This window comes from Herbaspirillum huttiense (assembly GCF_047300815.1).
Lineage (GTDB): Bacteria > Pseudomonadota > Gammaproteobacteria > Burkholderiales > Burkholderiaceae_D > Herbaspirillum > Herbaspirillum huttiense_A.
On the sequence record NZ_CP178608.1, the window covers coordinates 5,203,114 to 5,221,071 of the forward strand.

The 17,958-nt window shown below is 65.0% G+C and carries 10 protein-coding genes; 3 read left to right on the plus strand and 7 right to left on the minus strand.

Features of this window, described 5'->3' with window-relative positions; all coding sequences use genetic code 11:
- Positions 1-188 precede the first annotated feature (188 nt).
- Positions 189-1,826: a methyl-accepting chemotaxis protein gene (locus ACLRDN_RS23890; RefSeq protein ID WP_413458300.1), complete on the plus strand. Its 1,638-nt coding sequence runs from the start codon at positions 189-191 to the stop codon at positions 1,824-1,826.
- A gap of 15 nt (positions 1,827-1,841) precedes the next feature.
- Here the strand turns inward: ACLRDN_RS23890 and ACLRDN_RS23895 are convergent, their stop codons facing one another.
- The 3 genes from ACLRDN_RS23895 to ACLRDN_RS23905 are packed head-to-tail and all read right to left on the minus strand — an operon-like array spanning position 1,842 to position 7,812.
- Positions 1,842-3,344: an efflux transporter outer membrane subunit gene (locus ACLRDN_RS23895; RefSeq protein ID WP_413458301.1), complete on the minus strand. Its 1,503-nt coding sequence runs from the start codon at positions 3,342-3,344 to the stop codon at positions 1,842-1,844.
- Complete coding sequence (locus ACLRDN_RS23900; RefSeq protein ID WP_413458302.1) at positions 3,344-6,499, minus strand: efflux RND transporter permease subunit; 3,156 nt, start codon at positions 6,497-6,499, stop codon at positions 3,344-3,346. The genes ACLRDN_RS23895 and ACLRDN_RS23900 overlap by 1 nt, the downstream gene beginning before the upstream one ends.
- A gap of 11 nt (positions 6,500-6,510) precedes the next feature.
- On the minus strand, positions 6,511-7,812 hold the full coding sequence (locus tag ACLRDN_RS23905) for an efflux RND transporter periplasmic adaptor subunit (RefSeq protein WP_413458303.1): 1,302 nt from the start codon (positions 7,810-7,812) through the stop codon (positions 6,511-6,513).
- A gap of 226 nt (positions 7,813-8,038) precedes the next feature.
- On the opposite strand from ACLRDN_RS23905, the gene ACLRDN_RS23910 reads away from it, so the two are divergent.
- Together ACLRDN_RS23910 and ACLRDN_RS23915 are read left to right on the plus strand one after the other, a co-directional pair.
- Entirely contained in the window at positions 8,039-9,493 is a 1,455-nt protein-coding gene (locus ACLRDN_RS23910) for an ATP-binding protein (RefSeq protein ID WP_413458304.1), read from the plus strand.
- Entirely contained in the window at positions 9,490-10,233 is a 744-nt protein-coding gene (locus ACLRDN_RS23915) for a response regulator (protein WP_413458305.1), read from the plus strand. Before ACLRDN_RS23910 ends, ACLRDN_RS23915 begins: the two co-directional genes overlap by 4 nt.
- A 69-nt stretch (positions 10,234-10,302) precedes the next feature.
- Here ACLRDN_RS23915 and ACLRDN_RS23920 read toward each other — a convergent pair whose 3' ends face one another.
- From ACLRDN_RS23920 to ACLRDN_RS23935, 4 genes are all read right to left on the minus strand, one after another.
- Positions 10,303-11,853 (minus strand): methyl-accepting chemotaxis protein, encoded by a 1,551-nt coding sequence (locus tag ACLRDN_RS23920; RefSeq protein WP_413458306.1) that lies wholly within the window; start codon positions 11,851-11,853, stop codon positions 10,303-10,305.
- Between the two features lie 179 nt (positions 11,854-12,032).
- Positions 12,033-13,517 carry an efflux transporter outer membrane subunit gene (locus ACLRDN_RS23925; protein ID WP_413458307.1) on the minus strand — a complete coding sequence of 495 codons (1,485 nt, stop codon included), beginning with the start codon at positions 13,515-13,517 and terminating at the stop codon, positions 12,033-12,035.
- Entirely contained in the window at positions 13,514-14,737 is a 1,224-nt protein-coding gene (locus ACLRDN_RS23930) for an efflux RND transporter periplasmic adaptor subunit (protein ID WP_413458308.1), read from the minus strand. Before ACLRDN_RS23930 ends, ACLRDN_RS23925 begins: the two co-directional genes overlap by 4 nt.
- A gap of 3 nt (positions 14,738-14,740) precedes the next feature.
- Positions 14,741-17,929 (minus strand): efflux RND transporter permease subunit, encoded by a 3,189-nt coding sequence (locus ACLRDN_RS23935; RefSeq protein WP_413458309.1) that lies wholly within the window; start codon positions 17,927-17,929, stop codon positions 14,741-14,743.
- Positions 17,930-17,958 lie beyond the last annotated feature (29 nt).

Consider the following 17,958-nt stretch of genomic DNA (forward strand, 5'->3'; position numbering starts at 1 on the left):
TCCGCCAAATTGGCTTGGAACTGGAACAACTCTCATTTACACTCCTTGCCAAAGGGAAAACGGCCGGGCCGTCTACGAGACGGCCCGGCTGACTGACGATGCGCGGCATCCCATCCTGTCCCGTTTCCATTCCTCCCTGTCCGCTGCGCCGCGCAGCCGGACTGACGCCCAAGAAAAGCAAGAGACCCATGCACACGTTGAGCAAATTCAAGATCGGTACGCAATTGCGTATCGGCTTCGGCATCGTCATTGCACTGATGCTGGTCCTGATCACCCTTTCCCTGATGCGCATGCACGCCATTTCCGGTGCGATGCGCTACCAGGACCAGGTGACCGAAACCAGACTGGAGCCGCTGTATGTGGCCCGCGAGGCGCTGGACCAGACCGGCATCTCGGCACGCAACGCCTACATCTTCCGCGACGATGCCGATGCGGCGCGTGAGCTGGCCATCGTCGACGAACAGAAAGCCCTGTACCTGTCCGCCCTGCGCCAGCTGGAGCCGGTCATGGCCGGCAATGCGCAGTTCGAGAAAGCCAGGGCCGGCCTGCTGGCCATGGCCGAAGAACTGAAGCGGCCGCGCAACTATCGTGAAAGCGGCCAGATGCAAGCCTATGGCGAATTCCTGGTCAAGGAATGCAGCCCGCTGCGGCGCCAGATCGTGGCCGACATCGACGTGCTGCTCAAGTCGGTCCAACGCGAGAACCAGCAAGCCAGCGCTGCGGCCGATGCCCTCTTCGAGAGCTCGCTGCGGCTGGTGATCCTGTGTGGTGCCGTGATCCTGGTGGTCTCGATGGCCACGGCGTGGATGATTCGCAGGAGCCTGCTGGGCCAGCTGGGTGGCGAACCGCGTTATGCGGTGGAAATCGCCGGACGCATCGCGCATGGCGAATTGTCCGCGCCGGTGCAGACCCGGACCGGCGACCGTACCAGCCTGCTGTATGAAATCCGCGTGATGCGCGACAAGCTGGCCTCGCTGGTGCAGCAGGTGCGCAGCGGCACCCATACCATCGCCGAGGCCTCGGCCGAAATCGCCACGGGCAACCAGAATCTGTCGGAGCGTACCGAACAACAGGCCGAGACCCTGGAGAAAACCGTGGCTGCCATGGAAGAACTCACCGCCGCCGTACGCCGCAATGCGGACAATGCGCGCCAGGCCAACGCACTGGCCGGCTCAGCCTCTGACATCGCCAGCCAAGGCGGGGCGGTGGTGCAGCAGGTGGTCTCCACCATGGGCCAGATCGATGCGGCCTCGCGCAAGATCGTCGACATCATCGGCGTGATCGACAGCATCGCCTTCCAGACCAACATCCTGGCCTTGAACGCGGCGGTGGAAGCAGCGCGTGCCGGGGAACAAGGCCGCGGCTTTGCGGTGGTGGCCTCGGAGGTCCGCTCACTGGCCCAGCGCTCGGCAGCGGCCGCGCACGAGATCAAGCACCTCATCGACAGTTCGGTGGCCAGCGTGAGCGATGGCAGCCGCCTCGTGCAGCAAGCGGGCGGCACCATGCAGCAGGTGGTGGCCAGCGTGCAGCGCGTGACGGCGGTGGTGGCCGAGATCAGCGACGCCAGTCAGGCGCAGACCCAAGGCATCCTGGCCGTCAATGACGCCCTCGCGCGCCTGGATGAGAACACCCAGCAGAATGCTGCACTGGTGGAAGAGGCGGCTGCCGCCTCGCAATCGATGAGCCAGCAGGCCGATCACCTGAGCCATCTGGTGGGCGCGTTCAAGCTGAGCGCCGAACAGATGGATGCCGAGGTGGCGGCCAATGATGAGGGCCCGGTGACGATCGACATCACGCCGGTACAGCAGCGGATCGGGATGCGCTGACGGCCCTCAGCGCGATCACGATGGGCTGTGCTGCGCAGCTGCCACGGGCTGCGCCGTGTCTTCATTCCAACCGCCGCCCAGGACCTTGTAGAGCGTGATGCGATTGCTCTGCTCGGTCAGTCGCAGCGAGATCAGCGTCTGCTGTGCCGAGTACAGCGTACGCTGCGCCACCAGCGTGGTGAGATAGCTGTCGATGCCATTCTTGTAGCGCGCCTCTGACAACCGGAAGGCTTTCTCGCTGGCCGCCGTGGCCCGGCCCTGCGCATCCAGCCGCTGGTCCAGCGTGGCGCGCACGGCGAGTGCGTCGGCCACTTCACGGAAGGCAGTCTGGATCGCCTTCTCGTAATTGGCCACATCGATATCGCGCGTGATCCTGGCCGAATCCAGGCTGGCCCGCAGGCTGCCCGCGTTGAAGATGGGCAGGTTGATCGATGGCACGAAACTCCAGCTGCCACTGCCGGCCTTGAACAAGCCGCCCAGCGTGCGGCTGGCCGTACCACCATCAGCGGTGAGCGAAATGCTGGGGAAGAAGGCTGCGCGCGCCGCACCGATGTCGGCATTGGCGGATTTGAGCGTATGTTCTGCGGCCAGCACATCCGGGCGGCGCAGCAGCACCTGCGAGGGCAAGCCGGCAGGCGTGGCAGGCAGTACGCTGGCGGTATCCGGCAAGCCGGTGGGCAACAGCGCCGCATCGATATCGGCCCCGACCAGCAGGCGCAGCGCATTGATGTCCTGCGCAACCTGGCTGGTGTAGCTGGCCACATCGGCGCGAGCCGCTTGCACCGTGGCTTCCTGGCTGGCCAGGTCGACCCCGGAGACGGTGCCGATATCATGGCTGCGCTGGCTCAGTTCGAAGGTGCGCGACTGGCTGGCATAGGTGTCCTGCGCCAGCTTCAACAGCTCGCGGTCGGAGGCCAGCGTCAGCCAGGCCGTAGCGACTTCGGCCACCAGGCTGATGTGCGTGCTGCGGCGGGTCTCGACCTGGTACTGATAAGTTTCCAGCGCGGCATCTGAGAGATTCTTCAGGCGACCGAAGAAGTCCAGTTCATAAGCGCTGATCCCCACCGTCACGCTCTGCTGCCGCGACACCGTGGCACGGCCACTGGTGGACAGCTCGGCCGGTGTGCGGCCGGCCGTACTGGTGCCGGTGGCGGAGATGGCCGGATAACGATCGGCATCGGTGATGCGATATTGGGCACGCGCCTTCTCGATGTTCAACGCCGCCACGCGCAGGTCGCGGTTGTTCTCCAGCGCAGCGGCAATCACCTGCTGCAGGCGTGGATCGAGGAAGAATTCGCGCCAGCCGAGCTGGTCCGCATCGATCTCGCCATCGGTCTTGGCGGCGCTGCTGCCGACCGGCTTGCCATCGACCTGCTGGGACCAGCTGGCCGGCACCGGTGCGGCCGGTTGCGCGTAATCGGGGGCAAGATTGGCGCAGCCCGCCAGCGCTGCGGTCAGCGCCAGCACCATGGCTGTGCGGGTCCGGAGAATGGATTTTTGTTGTACGGGCCGGGTCATCACATGGCCTCCTTTTGTGTGGCGTGATCGTCATCCCGGCGAGGCTTCTTCGCCGCGCGGCGGTCCAGCCAGGTGCCGATCAGGTAGTAGAACAAGGGCACGAAGAAAATGCCCAGCAAGGTCGCCGACAGCATGCCGCCCAGCACGCCCGTGCCGATGGCGCGGCGGCTGGCCGAGCCGGCCCCGCTGGCCACGGCCAGCGGCAGCACGCCGAACATGAAGGCCAGCGAGGTCATCAGAATCGGACGCAGGCGCAGCTGCACCGCTTCCAGCGTGGCATCCCGCAGGCTCTTGCCGGACTCGTGCAATTGCTTGGCGAATTCCACGATCAGGATCGCGTTCTTGGCCGACAAGCCCACCGTGGTCAACAGCCCCACCTGGAAATACACGTCATTGGACATCCCGAAGATCCCCGTCAGCAGCACGGTCCCGACGATACCCAGCGGCACCGCCAGGATCACCGCGAAGGGTACCGACCAGCTCTCATACAAGGCCGCCAGGCAGAGGAACACGAAGAGGATGGAAATCGCATACAGCATCGGTGCCTGGTTGCCCGAGAGCCGCTCCTGATAGGACGAACCGGTCCACTCGAAACCGATGCCGGCCGGCAGTTGCGCCACCAGTTTTTCCACTTCAGCCATGGCCGTACCCGAGCTCACGCCCGCTGCCGGTTCACCGACGATCTCGAAGGAGGACACGCCGTTGTAGCGCTCCAGCAGCGACGGGCCATAGGTCCACTTGCTGCTCATGAAGGCCGAGAACGGCACCATCTGGCTGGCCGAATTGCGCACGTACCAGCGGTTCAGGTCTTCGGCCTGCATGCGGAAGGCGGAGTCGCCCTGTACATACACCTTCTTGACGCGCCCGTTGCTGAGGAAGTCATTGACGTAGGTGCCGCCCATGGCGGTGGCCAATGTCGAGTTGATGTCGGCGGTCGCAATCGACAGTGCATCAGCCTTGCGGTCATCGATGGCCACACGCAATTGCGGCGTGTCATCGAGGCCGGTGGTGCGTACGTTGGCCAGCAGCGCATTGCCGCGCGCCAGTTGCAGGAACTGGTCACGCGCCTTCAACAGCGCATCGTGGCCCACGCCGCCCACATCCTTCAATTCCAGGTCGAAGCCGGAACTCTGTCCCAGGCCGCGCACCGCCGGCGGATTCATCAGGAACACGCGTGCCCCGCGGATCTTGGACAAGTCCGCGTTGGCCAGGCGCACCAGCTCGGACGCCGACTGCCCAGCGCCGGTACGCTGGTCCCATTCCTTCAAACGGATGAAGGCGCGCGCACCGTTCTGGCTGTTGCCACCTACGCCCGCACCGACGATGGCCAGCACCGAATCGACCGACTCGGGCTTGTTCATGAAGTATTCCTGCACGGTCTTCACGACGGTGGCGGTCTGCTCGGCGGTCGCGCCGGTGGGCAGCTGGATCTGGGCCATCAGTACGCCCTGGTCTTCTTCCGGCAGGAAGGACGTGGGCAGGCGCATGAACAGTACCGCCATCGCCACGGCGATCAGCGCATACATCAGCAGGCCGCGCTTGCCCCGCTTGAGCAGGCCGCCGACGCCGCCCTGGTAGCGGGTCGCGCTGCGGTCGAAGGTGCGGTTGAACCAGGTAAAGAATTTACCTTGCTGCACATGGCCGCTCGCATGTGGCTTGAGCAGCGTGGCGCACAGCGCCGGGGTCAGGGTCAGCGCCACCATCACCGACAAGGCCATGGCCGAGACGATGGTGATGGAGAACTGGCGATAGATCACGCCGGTCGATCCGCCGAAGAAGGCCATCGGGATGAACACCGCCGACAGCACCATGGCGATACCGACCAGCGCACCGGTAATTTCCTGCATCGACTTGCGGGTGGCTTCCTTGGGACTGAGCTTCTCCTCGCTCATGAGGCGCTCGACGTTTTCCACCACCACGATGGCATCGTCCACCAGCAAGCCGATGGCCAGCACCATCCCGAACATGGTCAGGGTGTTGATGGAATAGCCGAACATGGCCAGGATGCCGAAGGTCCCCAGCAGCACCACCGGCACCGTGATGGCCGGAATGAAGGTGGCGCGGATGTTCTGCAGGAACAGGTACATGATCAGCACCACCAGCACGATGGCTTCGATCAGGGTCTTGACCACTTCTTCCAGCGACACGCGCACGAAGGGCGTGGTGTCGTAGGCGATGTTGGTCTTGAGCTTCATGGAGGCCGGGAAGTAGGGCTCCAGTTCGGCCATCTTCTTCTTGACCGCATCGGCCGTGGCCAATGCATTGGCACCGGTGGCCAGCTGGATCGCCAGCGCCGAGGACGGTTTGCCGTTCTGCTGCGAGGCCACCTGGTAGCTCTCGCCACCCAGCTCCACGCGGGCCACATCAGATAGTTTCACCACTGAACCATCGGCGGAAGACTTGACGATGATGTTGCGGAATTCATCCGGCGTGGTCAGCTTGCTGCGCGCCGTGATGGTGGCGTTGATCTGCTGACCCGGCTGCGCCGGCAGTGCGCCGATCTCGCCGGCCGACACTTCGGTGTTCTGCGCTTCGAGCGCACTGGTGACGTCGGACGGCATGAGCGCGTACTTCTGCAGCTTGGCCGGATCGATCCAGATGCGCATCGCGTAATTGGTACCGAAGGCGGTCACGTCGCCCACCCCTTCCACGCGGCTGATCTGGTCGGTCAGCGTGCTGCTGATGAAGTCGCCGATGTCGATGCTGGTGATGCGCGGGTCATCCGAGGTCAGCGACAGCACCATCAGGATATCGGTGGAGGCCTTGGTGACGGTCACGCCATTGTTCTGCACCGCCTGCGGCAGGCGTGCCGTGACCTGCTGCAGCTTGTTCTGCACCTGCATCTGCGCCACGTCCGGATTGGTCCCGGCGGTGAAGGTCAGCGCCACCGTGGCGCTGCCGGCCGAACTGGAGCTGGCCGACATGTATTGCAGGTTGTCCAGCCCCTTCATCTGCTGTTCGATGACCTGGGTCACCGAGTCTTCCAGGGTCTTGGCCGAGGCACCGGTATAAGTCGCCTTGATGTTGACCTTGGGCGGGGCGATGTCCGGGTACTGCTCCAGCGACAGCGAGCGGATCGACATCATCCCGCCCAGCATGATGATGATGGCGATGACCCACGCGAAGATGGGCCGGTCGATAAAGAAACGTGCCATGTGCGCCTCGCTTACTTCGACTGGGCGCTGGCGGCCGGGGCAGCGGCGGACTCGCCCGCCTTGTCGGCCTTGTCGGCATCACCGCCCAGCGAGGGATCGGCTGCTGCCGCTGCGGCTTCACGCGCCAGGTCCTTCTGCAGGCTGTCGGTGATGTCGATGGCGCGCGGGGTGTCGCCGGTGCGTATTTTCTGCAAGCCATCGACGATGAGCTTGTCGCCTTGCTGCAGCCCACGGCTAACCCACCAGTTGTTGCCCACGGCACGCGCCACGGTCACCAGGCGCTGCTGAACCTTGCCGTCGGCCCCCAGCACCAGGGCCGTCGCCGCACCGGTCTGGTCGCGGCTGACGGCCTTTTGCGGCACCAGCAGTGCGTGTTCATCGACACCTTCTTCCAGCACCGCACGCACGTAGGCGCCCGGCAGCAGCACGCCCTCCGGATTCGGGACCACTGCGCGCAGCGTGATCATGCCGGTACCGGTATCGACCGACAGGCCCGTGAATTCGAGCTTGCCGGTGCGCTCATAGGTGGAGCCGTCTTCCAGCAGGATCTTGACCTGGGCGGCATTGTCGCCACTTTTTTTGATCTGGCCGCTGGCCAGTTCGCGGCGCAGGCGCAGCAGGTCCACGGTGGATTGGGTCACATCGACATAGATCGGATCGATCTGTTGCACCGTGGTCAGTGCGGTGGTCTGGCCGGCCGTCACCAGCGCGCCGGGCGTAACGCTGGATTTTTCGATGCGGCCCGAGATCGGCGAGAGGATCTTCGTGTATTGCAGGTTGATGGCTGCGGTCTGCACGGCGGCCTTCTGTACTTCCACGTCGGCCTGGTTCTGGCGCAGCGTGCTCTGGGCGTCGTCATTGTCCTGCTTGGAGACGGCGTCGATCTTGTTGAGCTCGGCATAACGATCGGCCTTCAGCTTGGAGGAGGCCAGCGTGGCCTGTGCCTTCAGCAGGGAAGCCTTGGCGCTGTCATAGGCCGCCTGGTAGCTGGCCGGATCGATCTGGTACAGCGGCTGGCCGGCCTTGACGTTGCTGCCTTCCTTGAACAGGCGCTTCTGGATGATGCCGCCCACCTGCGGACGGATGTCGGCCGCCAGATAGGCGGTGGTGCGTCCCGGCAGTTCGGTGGTCAGCGCCTGGCGCTGGGCCTTGACGACGATGTAGCCGACTTCGGACTGGGCGGCAGGCTTGGGCTGGTCGCCCGATTTGGAGCAGGCGCCCAGGACGGCCACCAGCATCAGCGACAGCACCAGGCGGGCTGCGGTGGAGCAACTGCGCCCGGGTCGGCGCGGGAGGGTGAGGTTTTCTTGCATGATCGGGGGGCTTTCTGCCCGTCCGCCAGCCGCCGTGGGCGCGGTTTCCGGGCGCAATGAGCTATCGGACCCGCGATTATGGAAAACAAATGTGAGGGAAAAATGAGCAAGCGCGGCAGCCTGTCCGTCCTGCAACATCCCTCATCACATCGGCCTGTGTTATGCCACCGCAGGCCGGGTTCTTGATAAGCTCTGGCCTGATTCCACCGACTACTTGCTGCATCCCATGTCCATCGCCCACTCGATCGCCGAGCTGACCGACCGCTTCTTCTATCGCGCCAACATTCGCTTGAAGCTCTTCTATGCGATGCTGGCCCTGATCGTGGTGGTGATCGCGGCCATCAATGGCGCGGGGCATTACATTTTCAACCGCGACTTCCTCGGCTATCTCAACGAGCAAGCCCAGCAGCGCATGGAAGACATGGTGCCGCGCCTGGAACAGGCCTATCGCGAACACGGCAATTGGGAATTCCTGCGCGACAATCCGCGCGCCTGGTTCGAATTGATGAAGCCGGCCATCGTCGAACACAGCGGTGCGGTCCGCACTTCCGGTCCCACCTTCACCCCCTCCGACCTGACCGGTGCGACCCTGCGGTTTTCGCTTCTCGATGCGCGTCGTCAATTGGTGATCGGCTATCCCGCTGTCGGCCCCGACGCACGCCTGAGTCCGCTGCTGCAGGATGACGTCATCGTCGGCTGGGTGGCGCAAACGCCCTTCGAGAGCGTGATCGGCTCCATCGACCTGCGTTTCCAGCAAAGCCAGTTCCTGGCGCAGATCATCATTGCGGTGGTGGCCGTGATGCTGGCGGCTTTCCTGGTGGTGCGCATCTCGGGGGTGCTGACCCGTCCGCTGACACGCGTGGCGCGTGCAACGCACCGCCTGGCGGGCGGCGATTATGCGATCCGGGTGGAAGTGGAATCGGGCGACGAAGTGGGCAGGCTGGCCCAGGACTTCAACCAGCTGGCCATGACCCTGGAGCGCAACGAGAAACTGCGGCGCGAATTCATGGCCGATGTCTCGCATGAATTGCGCACTCCCCTGGGCATCCTCAACGGCCAGCTCGAAGCCCTGGAAGATGGCGTGCTGCAGCCCGATACGCAAACGCTGCGCTCGCTCAAGAGCGAAGTCGAACATCTCAACAAGCTGGTCGGCGACCTCTACGATCTGTCGCTGGCCGATGCCGGCGCCCTCACCTATCGCCGGTCCGACATCGACCTCGCGCCGCTGCTGGGCGACAGTGCGGCGATCTACGCCGAGCGCTTCAGCCAGCGAGGCATGACGCTGACCTGCAGCCTGCCCGCCACCATGCCGGTGCATGCCGATGCGGCGCGCCTGCAGCAACTGTTCAACAACCTGTTCGAGAACAGCCTGCGCTATACCGACAGCGGCGGCCGTCTGCAGGTGCATGCGCAACTGCTGCAACAGCACTGGCACCTGGTCTTCGATGACAGCGAACCGGGCGTGCCTCCTGAGGTGATGGCGCGCCTGTTCGAGCGCTTCTTCCGGGTCGAGGCCTCGCGCAACCGCGCCAGTGGCGGTGCCGGACTGGGTCTGGCGATCTGCCGCCGCATCGTCGATGCGCACCAGGGGACCATCGGCGCTACCGCCTCACCCCTGGGTGGATTACGGGTCACGGTGGTGCTGCCGGCCCGCCTGGACGATGAGGCAGACAAAGCATGACCGGGTCCAGCGAAGATTTCCGGTTCGCCGCCCCCGCGCGGGCCGACATCCTCATCGTCGAGGACGAGCCCAAGCTGGCTGAACTGCTGCAGAAATACCTGGCCGTGGCCGGCTATACCTCGCGCCATGTGGCACGCGGGGATGCGGCACTGGATGCGGTGCGCGTACAGCGGCCGGACCTGATCCTGCTCGACATCATGTTGCCGGGGATGGATGGATGGGAAATCTGCCGCCAGTTGCGCACCTTCTCGGACGTGCCGGTACTGATGCTGACGGCGCGCGCCGAGGAAGAAGACCGCCTGCGCGGACTGGAGCTGGGGGCCGATGACTACATCGGCAAGACCCCGTTTTCGCCGCGCGAGATCGTGGCGCGGGTCAAGTCCATGCTCAGGCGCAATGCCTCGGTGCAGCGCTCAGTGCAAGCGGAAGCGCCGCCGCAGGACAGCTCGCCGCTGGTCATTGACGAAGCCCGCCATCAGGCCAGCGTGCGCGGCGAACCGCTGAACCTGACGCCGCTGGAACTGCGCCTGCTCAAGACCTTCGCGGCCGCGCCGGGCCAGGTGTTTTCGCGCGAACAGCTGCTCAATCACCTGCACGATGACGACCGCTCAGTCACCGATCGCGCCATCGATACCCACATCAAGAATTTGCGCCGCAAGCTCGAACCCTGCTTCCCCGGACACAATGCCATCCAGGCGGTGTATGGGGTGGGCTATTGCTTCGCGTTGCCGCCGCAATGAAAGGCAGGATCGATTCATTCCAAAATGGAATGAATGGGGGACGTCATCAGCAATCAAGTCTGGCGGGCCTCAACGCTCGATCTTGAACACGCTCACCACCTGCGACAAACGCCCCGCCTGATCCTGCAAGGATTGCGCGGCGGCGGCGGCCTCTTCGACCAGCGCCGCATTCTGCTGGGTCACTTCATCCATCTGGGTGATGGCGCGATTGATTTCCTCGATGCCGGTGCTCTGCTCGCTGCTGGCTGCGCTGATCTCGGCCACCACGTCGGTGACGCGCTTGACGCTGGCCACCACCTCGCTCATGGTGGCGCCCGCACGTTCGACCAGCTCGCTGCCGGCGCCGACCTTCTGTACCGAGTCGTCGATGAGCTGCTTGATCTCCTTGGCGGCGGAGGCCGAACGCTGCGCCAGCGAACGCACTTCCGAGGCCACCACCGCAAAGCCGCGTCCCTGCTCGCCAGCACGGGCCGCTTCCACGGCCGCGTTCAAGGCCAGGATGTTGGTCTGGAAGGCGATGCCGTCGATCACCGTGATGATGTCGGCAATGCGGTTCGAGCTTTCGGTAATGCCTTCCATGGTCTGCACCACCTGGCCCACCACTTCACCGCCCTGGCTGGCCACGTCCGAGGCCGATGCGGCCAGCTGGTTGGCCTGGCGCGCGTTGTCGGCGTTCTGCTTGACGGTGGCCGTCAGTTCTTCCATGGCCGAAGCGGTTTCTTCGAGCGAACCGGCCTGTTCTTCGGTGCGCGAGGACAGGTCGAGGTTGCCGGTGGCGATTTCCTGCGAAGCGGTGGTGATGGCATCGGTGCCATAGCGCACTTCGCAGACGATCTTGTGCAGACTGTCGTTCATGGCGCGCAGGGAGTGCATGAGCATGCCGGTTTCATCCTTGCTGTCGGAACGGATGTCCACTGTCAGATCGCCCTGCGCCACGCGCTCGGCCACGCTCACCGCCTCATTGAGCGGACGCGACACCGCGCGCGCCACCGCCAGCGCCAGCGCGAAGGCGATCACCACGATGGCCGCCAGCAGGCCAATGATCCAGGCGCGCGCCGCATTGAAGACGTCAGTGGCGGCCTGGTCCGAACGCATGCTGCCGGCGTCGTTGATCTTGATGATCTCGTCCATGCTTTCGAGCATGCTGCGGAAGGTCTTGTTGGAGTCGCCCTTGAACATCGCACGCGCTTCTTCTTCCTTGCCCTCGCCGGAAATCTGGGCGATCTTCTTGTCGATCTCCAGGTAGGTGGCGAAGCTCTTGGAGAACTTCTCGTAGGCCAGTTTCTCTTCCGCTTCCGAAATCTGGGCTTCGTAGGTGGCGCGCTGTTTGGCCAGGATATCCAGCCGCGACTTGATGGCCTTGATGGCATCTTCACGCTCGGCGGGCGTGGCCGCCGTGATCATCTGCAATTCGGAAATGCGCATGCGCGGCAGCGAGGCCTGGATCGACTGTGCCGCCTTGATGGTGGGCAGCCAGTTGGTGGCCATGTCGGTGGAGGCCTGGTTCACCGCCTTCAGCTCGAGAATCGCAAAGACGCCGAGGATGACTGTCAGGATGATGACGGCCGCAAAGGAAAGGATGAGTTTCTTGGCAATCTTGAGATTGTTGAACCAGTTCATGTCTGCCCCGTTGTTCTGCTGATGATGGATTTCACCAGCGATTCTAGGCAGGTCTGAAAGCGGCCATAACGCCGATTACACGGGCGTTTACGGGGCAATTGCCCGCTTCCTGCCCGAAGCTGACAACCCCGACTGGAAGAGCGCCAACTATCGTGCAAACTGGTCAGGCCACCTGATCACTACCTCTCCGTTGACGATAAAGTTTGCGATTGCACAAGAGGTGTTTGCTCACGACGGACATGCCAGTCGCCGCCCAGCGCCTTGATGAGGAACACCGACACCAGCAGCCGCTGCCCCATCAACTGCGCCGACTGGCGTTCGCTGTTGAGCAGGGCCTGCTGGGCGGTGATGACATCCAGATAAGGCGTGGCGCCGCCCTCGTAACGGCTGGTGGCGATGTCCAGCACGCGGCGGGCACTGGTAATGGCCGATTGCGATTGCCGCCAGGCGCGGTCCAGTGAGGCGATACCGGTGATGCCATCTTCCACTTCCTGCATCGCGGTCAGCACGGTGCGGCGATAGGTCGCCACGGTGGCGTTGTAGCCGGCCTGGGTGAAATCCACCCCGGCGCGCAGGCGGCCGGCATCGAACAGGCTTTGCGAGGCCGACACGCCCAGTGACCACAGCACGCTGGGTGCATTGAAGAGGGTGGCCCAGTTGCGGCTGTCCACGCCATAACCGGGCTGCAGCATGAAGCTGGGATAGAAGGCCGCGCTGGCCACGCCGATCTGCGCATTGGCGGCGGCCATCGAACGTTCGGCGGCGGCCACGTCGGGGCGGCGCTCCAGCACGTCCGAGGGGACGCCCAGGGGAATCTCCGGCAGCGCGATGGGCGCCAGCGAAGGGGGCAGGCTGAAGGCAGGTGCCGGGGTGCCGGTCAGCGTGGCGATGGCATGCTCGTATTGCGCGCGCTGGCGGCCCAGCAGGTCCACCTGGGTCAGCGTGTTGTCCAGCAGGGCTTGCTGCTGGGCCACGTCCAGCCCCGAGGTCGCTCCCAGGTCGTGGCGCGAGGTGGCCAGTTCCAGGGCCTTGCGCTGCAGTTCGATGGCACGCCGGACTACGTCGAGCTCGATGTCCAGCTCGCGCAGGTTGAAGTAATTGCTGGCCAGTTCCGCCGTGAGCAGAAGCCGGGTGTTTTCCAGATCCGCCGCCGATTGCTGGGCCGAGGCCGTGGCCGCTTCCACCGAGCGACGCACGCGCCCGAAGAAATCCAGTTCGTAGCTGACATTCAAGCCCAGCGCGAAATCGTTTTGCACGGTCGCGTAATTGGGCGAGTTGTAGTTGGTCAGGGGCCGGTTGGCCGAGATGCGGGCGCGGGCCGCACGGGTATTGATGCCCACCTGCGGGGCTTGTGCCGCGCCGGCCACATCGAGTTGCGCGCGCGCCTGCGCCAGCCGCGCCGAGGCGATGGCCAGCGTCTGGTTGCCGGCCAGGGCCTGCTGCTGCAGGGCGTTGAGTTGTGCATCGTTGAAGCGCTCCCACCAGGGGCCGCGCGGGGCGGCGTCCTGCGGCTGCATGGCGCGCCACGGGGCTTCCGGGGTCCAGGCGGCGGGCATGTCGACCTGTGGCCGCACGTAATCGGGACCGCTGGCGCAGGCGGCCAGCAGCAGGGCGCTGGCCAGGGCCAAGGCTTTAGCGACGCTGTGGCGGGGCGGCAGGCTCATGAGGCGGCCTTCTTGTCGGCGGCCTTGTCCTTGGGCTGGTCCAGTGTGGGCTCGACCTGGTCGCCTTCAGCCAGCGAATCGGAAGGATTGAGGATCAGCTTTTCATCGCCCTTCAAGCCCTCCAGCACTTCCACCGTCAGGCCGAAATTGCGGCCCAGCCTGACCTTCTTCAGGCGCACCTTGTTCTGTTCATCCACGGCCGCCACCAGCGAGCCATCCCGCCGGAACATGAGCGTATCGGCCGCCACCAGCAGCGTGCCGCTGGGCTTCAACGGCAGCTCCACCTGCACGAAGGCACCGGGCAGCAGCGCGTTGTCGGCATTGGAGAGCGTGACCTCGATCTGCATCGACCGCGTGGCCGCATCGATGGAACCGGCCGTGCGTGCGACCTTGCCCTCGAACTTGCGCCCGCGCAGTTCGGACTGGGTCACCGTCACCTGCTGGCCGGGCTTGACCAGGTTGGCATAGGCCTGCGGCACGTTGACGTAGACCCGCAGCGGATCGGTCTGCGACAGCACGAACAATGCGCGGCCCGCGCCCGGATCGATCAGGTCGCCCACATCCACGTTGCGGCGCGTGATGATGCCCGAGAACGGCGCCACGATGCGCTTGAAACCCTCCACCTGGCGCAGTCGCTCGACGTTGGCATCGGCCGCCGCCAGGTTGGAGCTGGCCTGGGCAAAGGCGCTGCGGCGTTCATCGAGTTCCTGCTGGGAGACGGCGTCCTTCTTGCGCAGGGCTTCCCAGCGCGCCATCGAACTCCTGGCCAGCTCCATGCTGGAGGCGGCCTGCTGGCGCGCGGCCAGCGCTTGCGACAGTTGCTGGTCGATTTCCGGCGTGTCGAGTTCGGCCAGCAGTTCGCCCTTCTTCACTTCCGATCCGATGTCCTTGGTCCAGCGCTTGAGATAGCCGCCCGAGCGTGCCGAGATGGGCGACTGCACGAAGCCCTGCAGGCTACCCGGCAAGGCCAGCGTCTGGCCCTCGGCGCTGCTGCGGGCCGGTGCCACCCGCACGAAGATCTTTGCGCGCTCAGCGGTGCCGGCCTCCAGTGCACGGGCGTTGGCGGCGCGGCTCACGATAGTGCGAGCGGCACCGGCGGCCAGCAACACCAGGACCACGACCAGCACCAGGCGGGCGCGTTTCATCATCTGCTGGCGCTGTTGCGGCTCGCCCTCGCCGAGAGGGTGGATGCCGAGTTCGGAATGACGGTCATGCGACATGGTTCAAGACTCCTGATGCGCGGGTCCGCCCGCCAGATGGCGTCGCCTTTCGGCGCGGCGGGCCAGCCGCTGATGCACACCGGCGAACACCACCGGCACGAAGAACAAGGTCGATACGGTGGCCAGCAGCAGGCCCCCGATCACGGCGCGCCCCAGCGGCGCGTTCTGCTCGGCCCCCTCGCCCAGGCCCAGGGCCATGGGGATCATGCCGATGATCATCGCCAGCGCCGTCATGAGCACCGGACGGATACGGGTGGAGCCCGCCTCCAGGGCAGAAGCCAGCGGGGTCGCGCCTTCCTCGCGGCGCTGCCGGGCAAAGGCGACGATGAGGATACTGTTGGCGGTGGCCACCCCCATGGTCATGATGGCGCCGGTCAGGGCCGGCACCGACAGCGTGGTGCCGGTGATGAAGAGCATCCACGCAATCCCCGCCAGTGCAGCCGGCAAGGCGGCGATGATGATGGCCGCATCGATCCACGACTGGAAGTTCACCACCACCAGCAGGTAGACCAGCACGATGGCCATGGCCAGGCCCACGCCCAGGCCGATGAAGGAGGACTGCATGGTCTCCACCTGGCCACGGATGACCACCTGGCTGCCGCGCGCCAGCTTGGGCTTGATCTCCTCCACCAGCCTGGCAACCTTGCCGGCCACGCTGGCCAGGTCAGTGCCCTGCACGCTCACATAGACATCGATGGCCGGCGAGATGTTGTAGCGCGAGGCCACCGCCATCTGGCGTCCCGCATGCACATCGACCAGGTTGCCCAGCAGCTGCGGCGGCGTGGCGGCATTGGCACCGGCACCGACCGGGATGTTGAGCATGGCATCGAGCGAATCGACCTGGTATTGCGGGGATTGCACCGCGATGCTGTAGACCACGCCATTGTTGGGATTGAGCCAGAAGGCCGGCTGTGTCTGCGAACTGCCGGACAAGGCGATCAGCAGGTTCTGGCCGACGTTGGCCGCAGACAGGCCGAACTGCTGCAGGCGCGTGCGATCCATGCGCAGGTCCAGCGAGGGGCCATCCAGGCGCTGGTGCACGTGGGCGTCGACTGCGCCCGGAATCTGGCGGATCTGCTTGGTCAGTTCCGCGGCCAGGCGCGCGTTGGCTTCCATGTTGGGGCCGGTGAACTGCACGTCGATGGCGGCCGGCAGGCCGAAGTTGAGGATCTGGGTGACGATGTCGGCCGGCTGGAAAAAGAATTCGATGCCCGGGAAACGGCGCGGCAAGTGCTCGCGCAGCAGCGATACCAGTTCCTCGGTGGGACGGTGGCCTTCCTTCAAAGCCATCAGGATCTCGCCATCGAGCGTGCCGATGGTGCCGGCATTGCTGTAGGAGAGGTTGATGCCGGAGTTGGGCACGCCCAGGTTGTCGAGGATGGTCTCCAGTTCCGAGGCCGGGATCAGTGAGCGGATGACGCGCTCGACTTCATCGGCCGCGCGCGCCGTTTCCTCGATGCGGGTACCGGTCGGCATGCGCATGTGCAGGCGGATCTGGCCGCCATCCACGTTGGGGAAGAAGTCGCGCCCGAGGAAGGGATAGAGCAGGCAGGACAGCAGGCAGAACCCGAGGAAGCCCAGCGCGAAACGGCGCCGGTGCGCCAAGAGCGAAGACAGCACCAGCGTATAGCCATGGCGCACGCGCTCGAAACGGTTGTCGAAAGCGCGATAGAGCCGCTGCAGCAGGCTCTGCTTGGCGCTGTCCACCTGGCCATGACTGCCCATGAGCAGCATCACCAGGGTCGGCACCAGGGTGCGCGAGAGCAGGTAGGACGCAGCCATGGCGAACACCACCGCTTCTGCCAGCGGGACGAACAGGAAGCGCGCCACGCCCGAGAGGAAGAACATCGGCACGAACACGATGCAGATGCACAGCGTCGCCACGAAGGCCGGCACGCCGATCTCGCCTGCGCCGACGATGACGGCGTCATGCAGCGGCTTGCCCAGGTGCAGGTGGCGCTCGATGTTCTCGATGGTGACGATGGCCTGGTCCACCAGGATGCCCACCGACAGCGCCAGGCCGCCCAGGGTCATGAGGTTGAGCGTCTCGCCCAGCGCGGCCAGCATCAGGATGGCCGCCATGATGGACAGCGGAATGGTCAGCCCGATGATGAGCGTGCTGCGCCAGTTGCCCAGGAACAGCAGCACCATGGCGGCCGTGAGCCCGGCGGCGATGAGCGCCTCGCTGATGACGCCGGTCACGGCTGCCTTGACGAACAGCGACTGGTCGAACAGCGGCGTGATCTTGATGTCTTCCGGCAGGGTCTGGGCGGCAGTGGGCAGGAGCTTGCGCAGGTTGTCGACGATGTCCAGGGTGGAGGCGCCGCCATTCTTGACGATGGACAGCAGCACGCCGCGCGCGCCATCCTGTCGCACCACGTTGGTCTGGGGCGAGAAGCCGTCGCGCACGTTGGCCACGTCCTTGAGGTAGATCGTGGCCCCGTTGGCGGTGCGCACCGGCAGCTCATTCAAGCCGGCCACCGCTTCCGGCGAGCCGTTGATCTTGACCGAATATTCGGTACCGCCGAACTTGGCGGTACCGGAGGGCAGGATCAGGTTCTGGGTGTTGATGGCATTGACCACATCGATGGGCGAGAGGCCGCGCGACTGCAGCGCAGGTGTATCGAGGTCGACCGAGATCAGGCGTGTCTTGCCGCCATAGGGAAACGGTACGGCCACGCCGGGGATGGTGATGAGCTGCGGGCGCAGCGTCTGCACGGCAGTATCGAAGACGGTTTGCTCGGGCAGCGTGGGCGAGGACAGCGCCAGCTGCATCACCGGGATGCTGGAAGCCGAATACTTGATCACCAGCGGCGGCGTGATGCCCGGCGGCAGCTGGCGCAACTGCGACTGCACCGAGGCCACCACCTGGGCGATGGCGGTCTGGATGTTGGCCTTGGGCTGGAAGAACACCTTGATCACGGCCACCCCGGCCAGGGATTGCGACTCGATGTGTTCGATGTCGCTCACCACGGTGGTCAGCCCGCGCTCGTTCTGGGCGGCGATGCGCTGGCCCATCTCCTGGGCCGACAGGCCGTTGTAGTTCCAGATGACGGAGACCACCGGGATATTGATCTCGGGGAAGATGTCGGTGGCCATGTTCTTCAGCGTCAACGGCGTGGCCAGCACGATGAGCAAGGCCATCACGATGAAGGTGTACGGGCGGCGCAAGGCCAGCGCGACCATGTTCATGAACTGCTATCCCTGTGAAACGGGCAGGC

What these genes read in the sequence shown, in the direction of transcription:
- ACLRDN_RS23915 (WP_413458305.1), top strand. Translation starts at nt 9,490, where the DNA reads ATGACCGGGTCCAGCGAAGATTTCCGGTTCGCCGCCCCCGCGCGGGCC.
- ACLRDN_RS23920 (WP_413458306.1), bottom strand. Translation starts at nt 11,853, where the DNA reads ATGAACTGGTTCAACAATCTCAAGATTGCCAAGAAACTCATCCTTTCC.
- ACLRDN_RS23890 (WP_413458300.1), top strand. Translation starts at nt 189, where the DNA reads ATGCACACGTTGAGCAAATTCAAGATCGGTACGCAATTGCGTATCGGC.
- ACLRDN_RS23905 (WP_413458303.1), bottom strand. Translation starts at nt 7,812, where the DNA reads ATGCAAGAAAACCTCACCCTCCCGCGCCGACCCGGGCGCAGTTGCTCC.
- ACLRDN_RS23930 (WP_413458308.1), bottom strand. Translation starts at nt 14,737, where the DNA reads ATGTCGCATGACCGTCATTCCGAACTCGGCATCCACCCTCTCGGCGAG.
- ACLRDN_RS23895 (WP_413458301.1), bottom strand. Translation starts at nt 3,344, where the DNA reads ATGACCCGGCCCGTACAACAAAAATCCATTCTCCGGACCCGCACAGCC.
- ACLRDN_RS23900 (WP_413458302.1), bottom strand. Translation starts at nt 6,499, where the DNA reads ATGGCACGTTTCTTTATCGACCGGCCCATCTTCGCGTGGGTCATCGCC.
- ACLRDN_RS23935 (WP_413458309.1), bottom strand. Translation starts at nt 17,929, where the DNA reads ATGAACATGGTCGCGCTGGCCTTGCGCCGCCCGTACACCTTCATCGTG.
- ACLRDN_RS23910 (WP_413458304.1), top strand. Translation starts at nt 8,039, where the DNA reads ATGTCCATCGCCCACTCGATCGCCGAGCTGACCGACCGCTTCTTCTAT.
- ACLRDN_RS23925 (WP_413458307.1), bottom strand. Translation starts at nt 13,517, where the DNA reads ATGAGCCTGCCGCCCCGCCACAGCGTCGCTAAAGCCTTGGCCCTGGCC.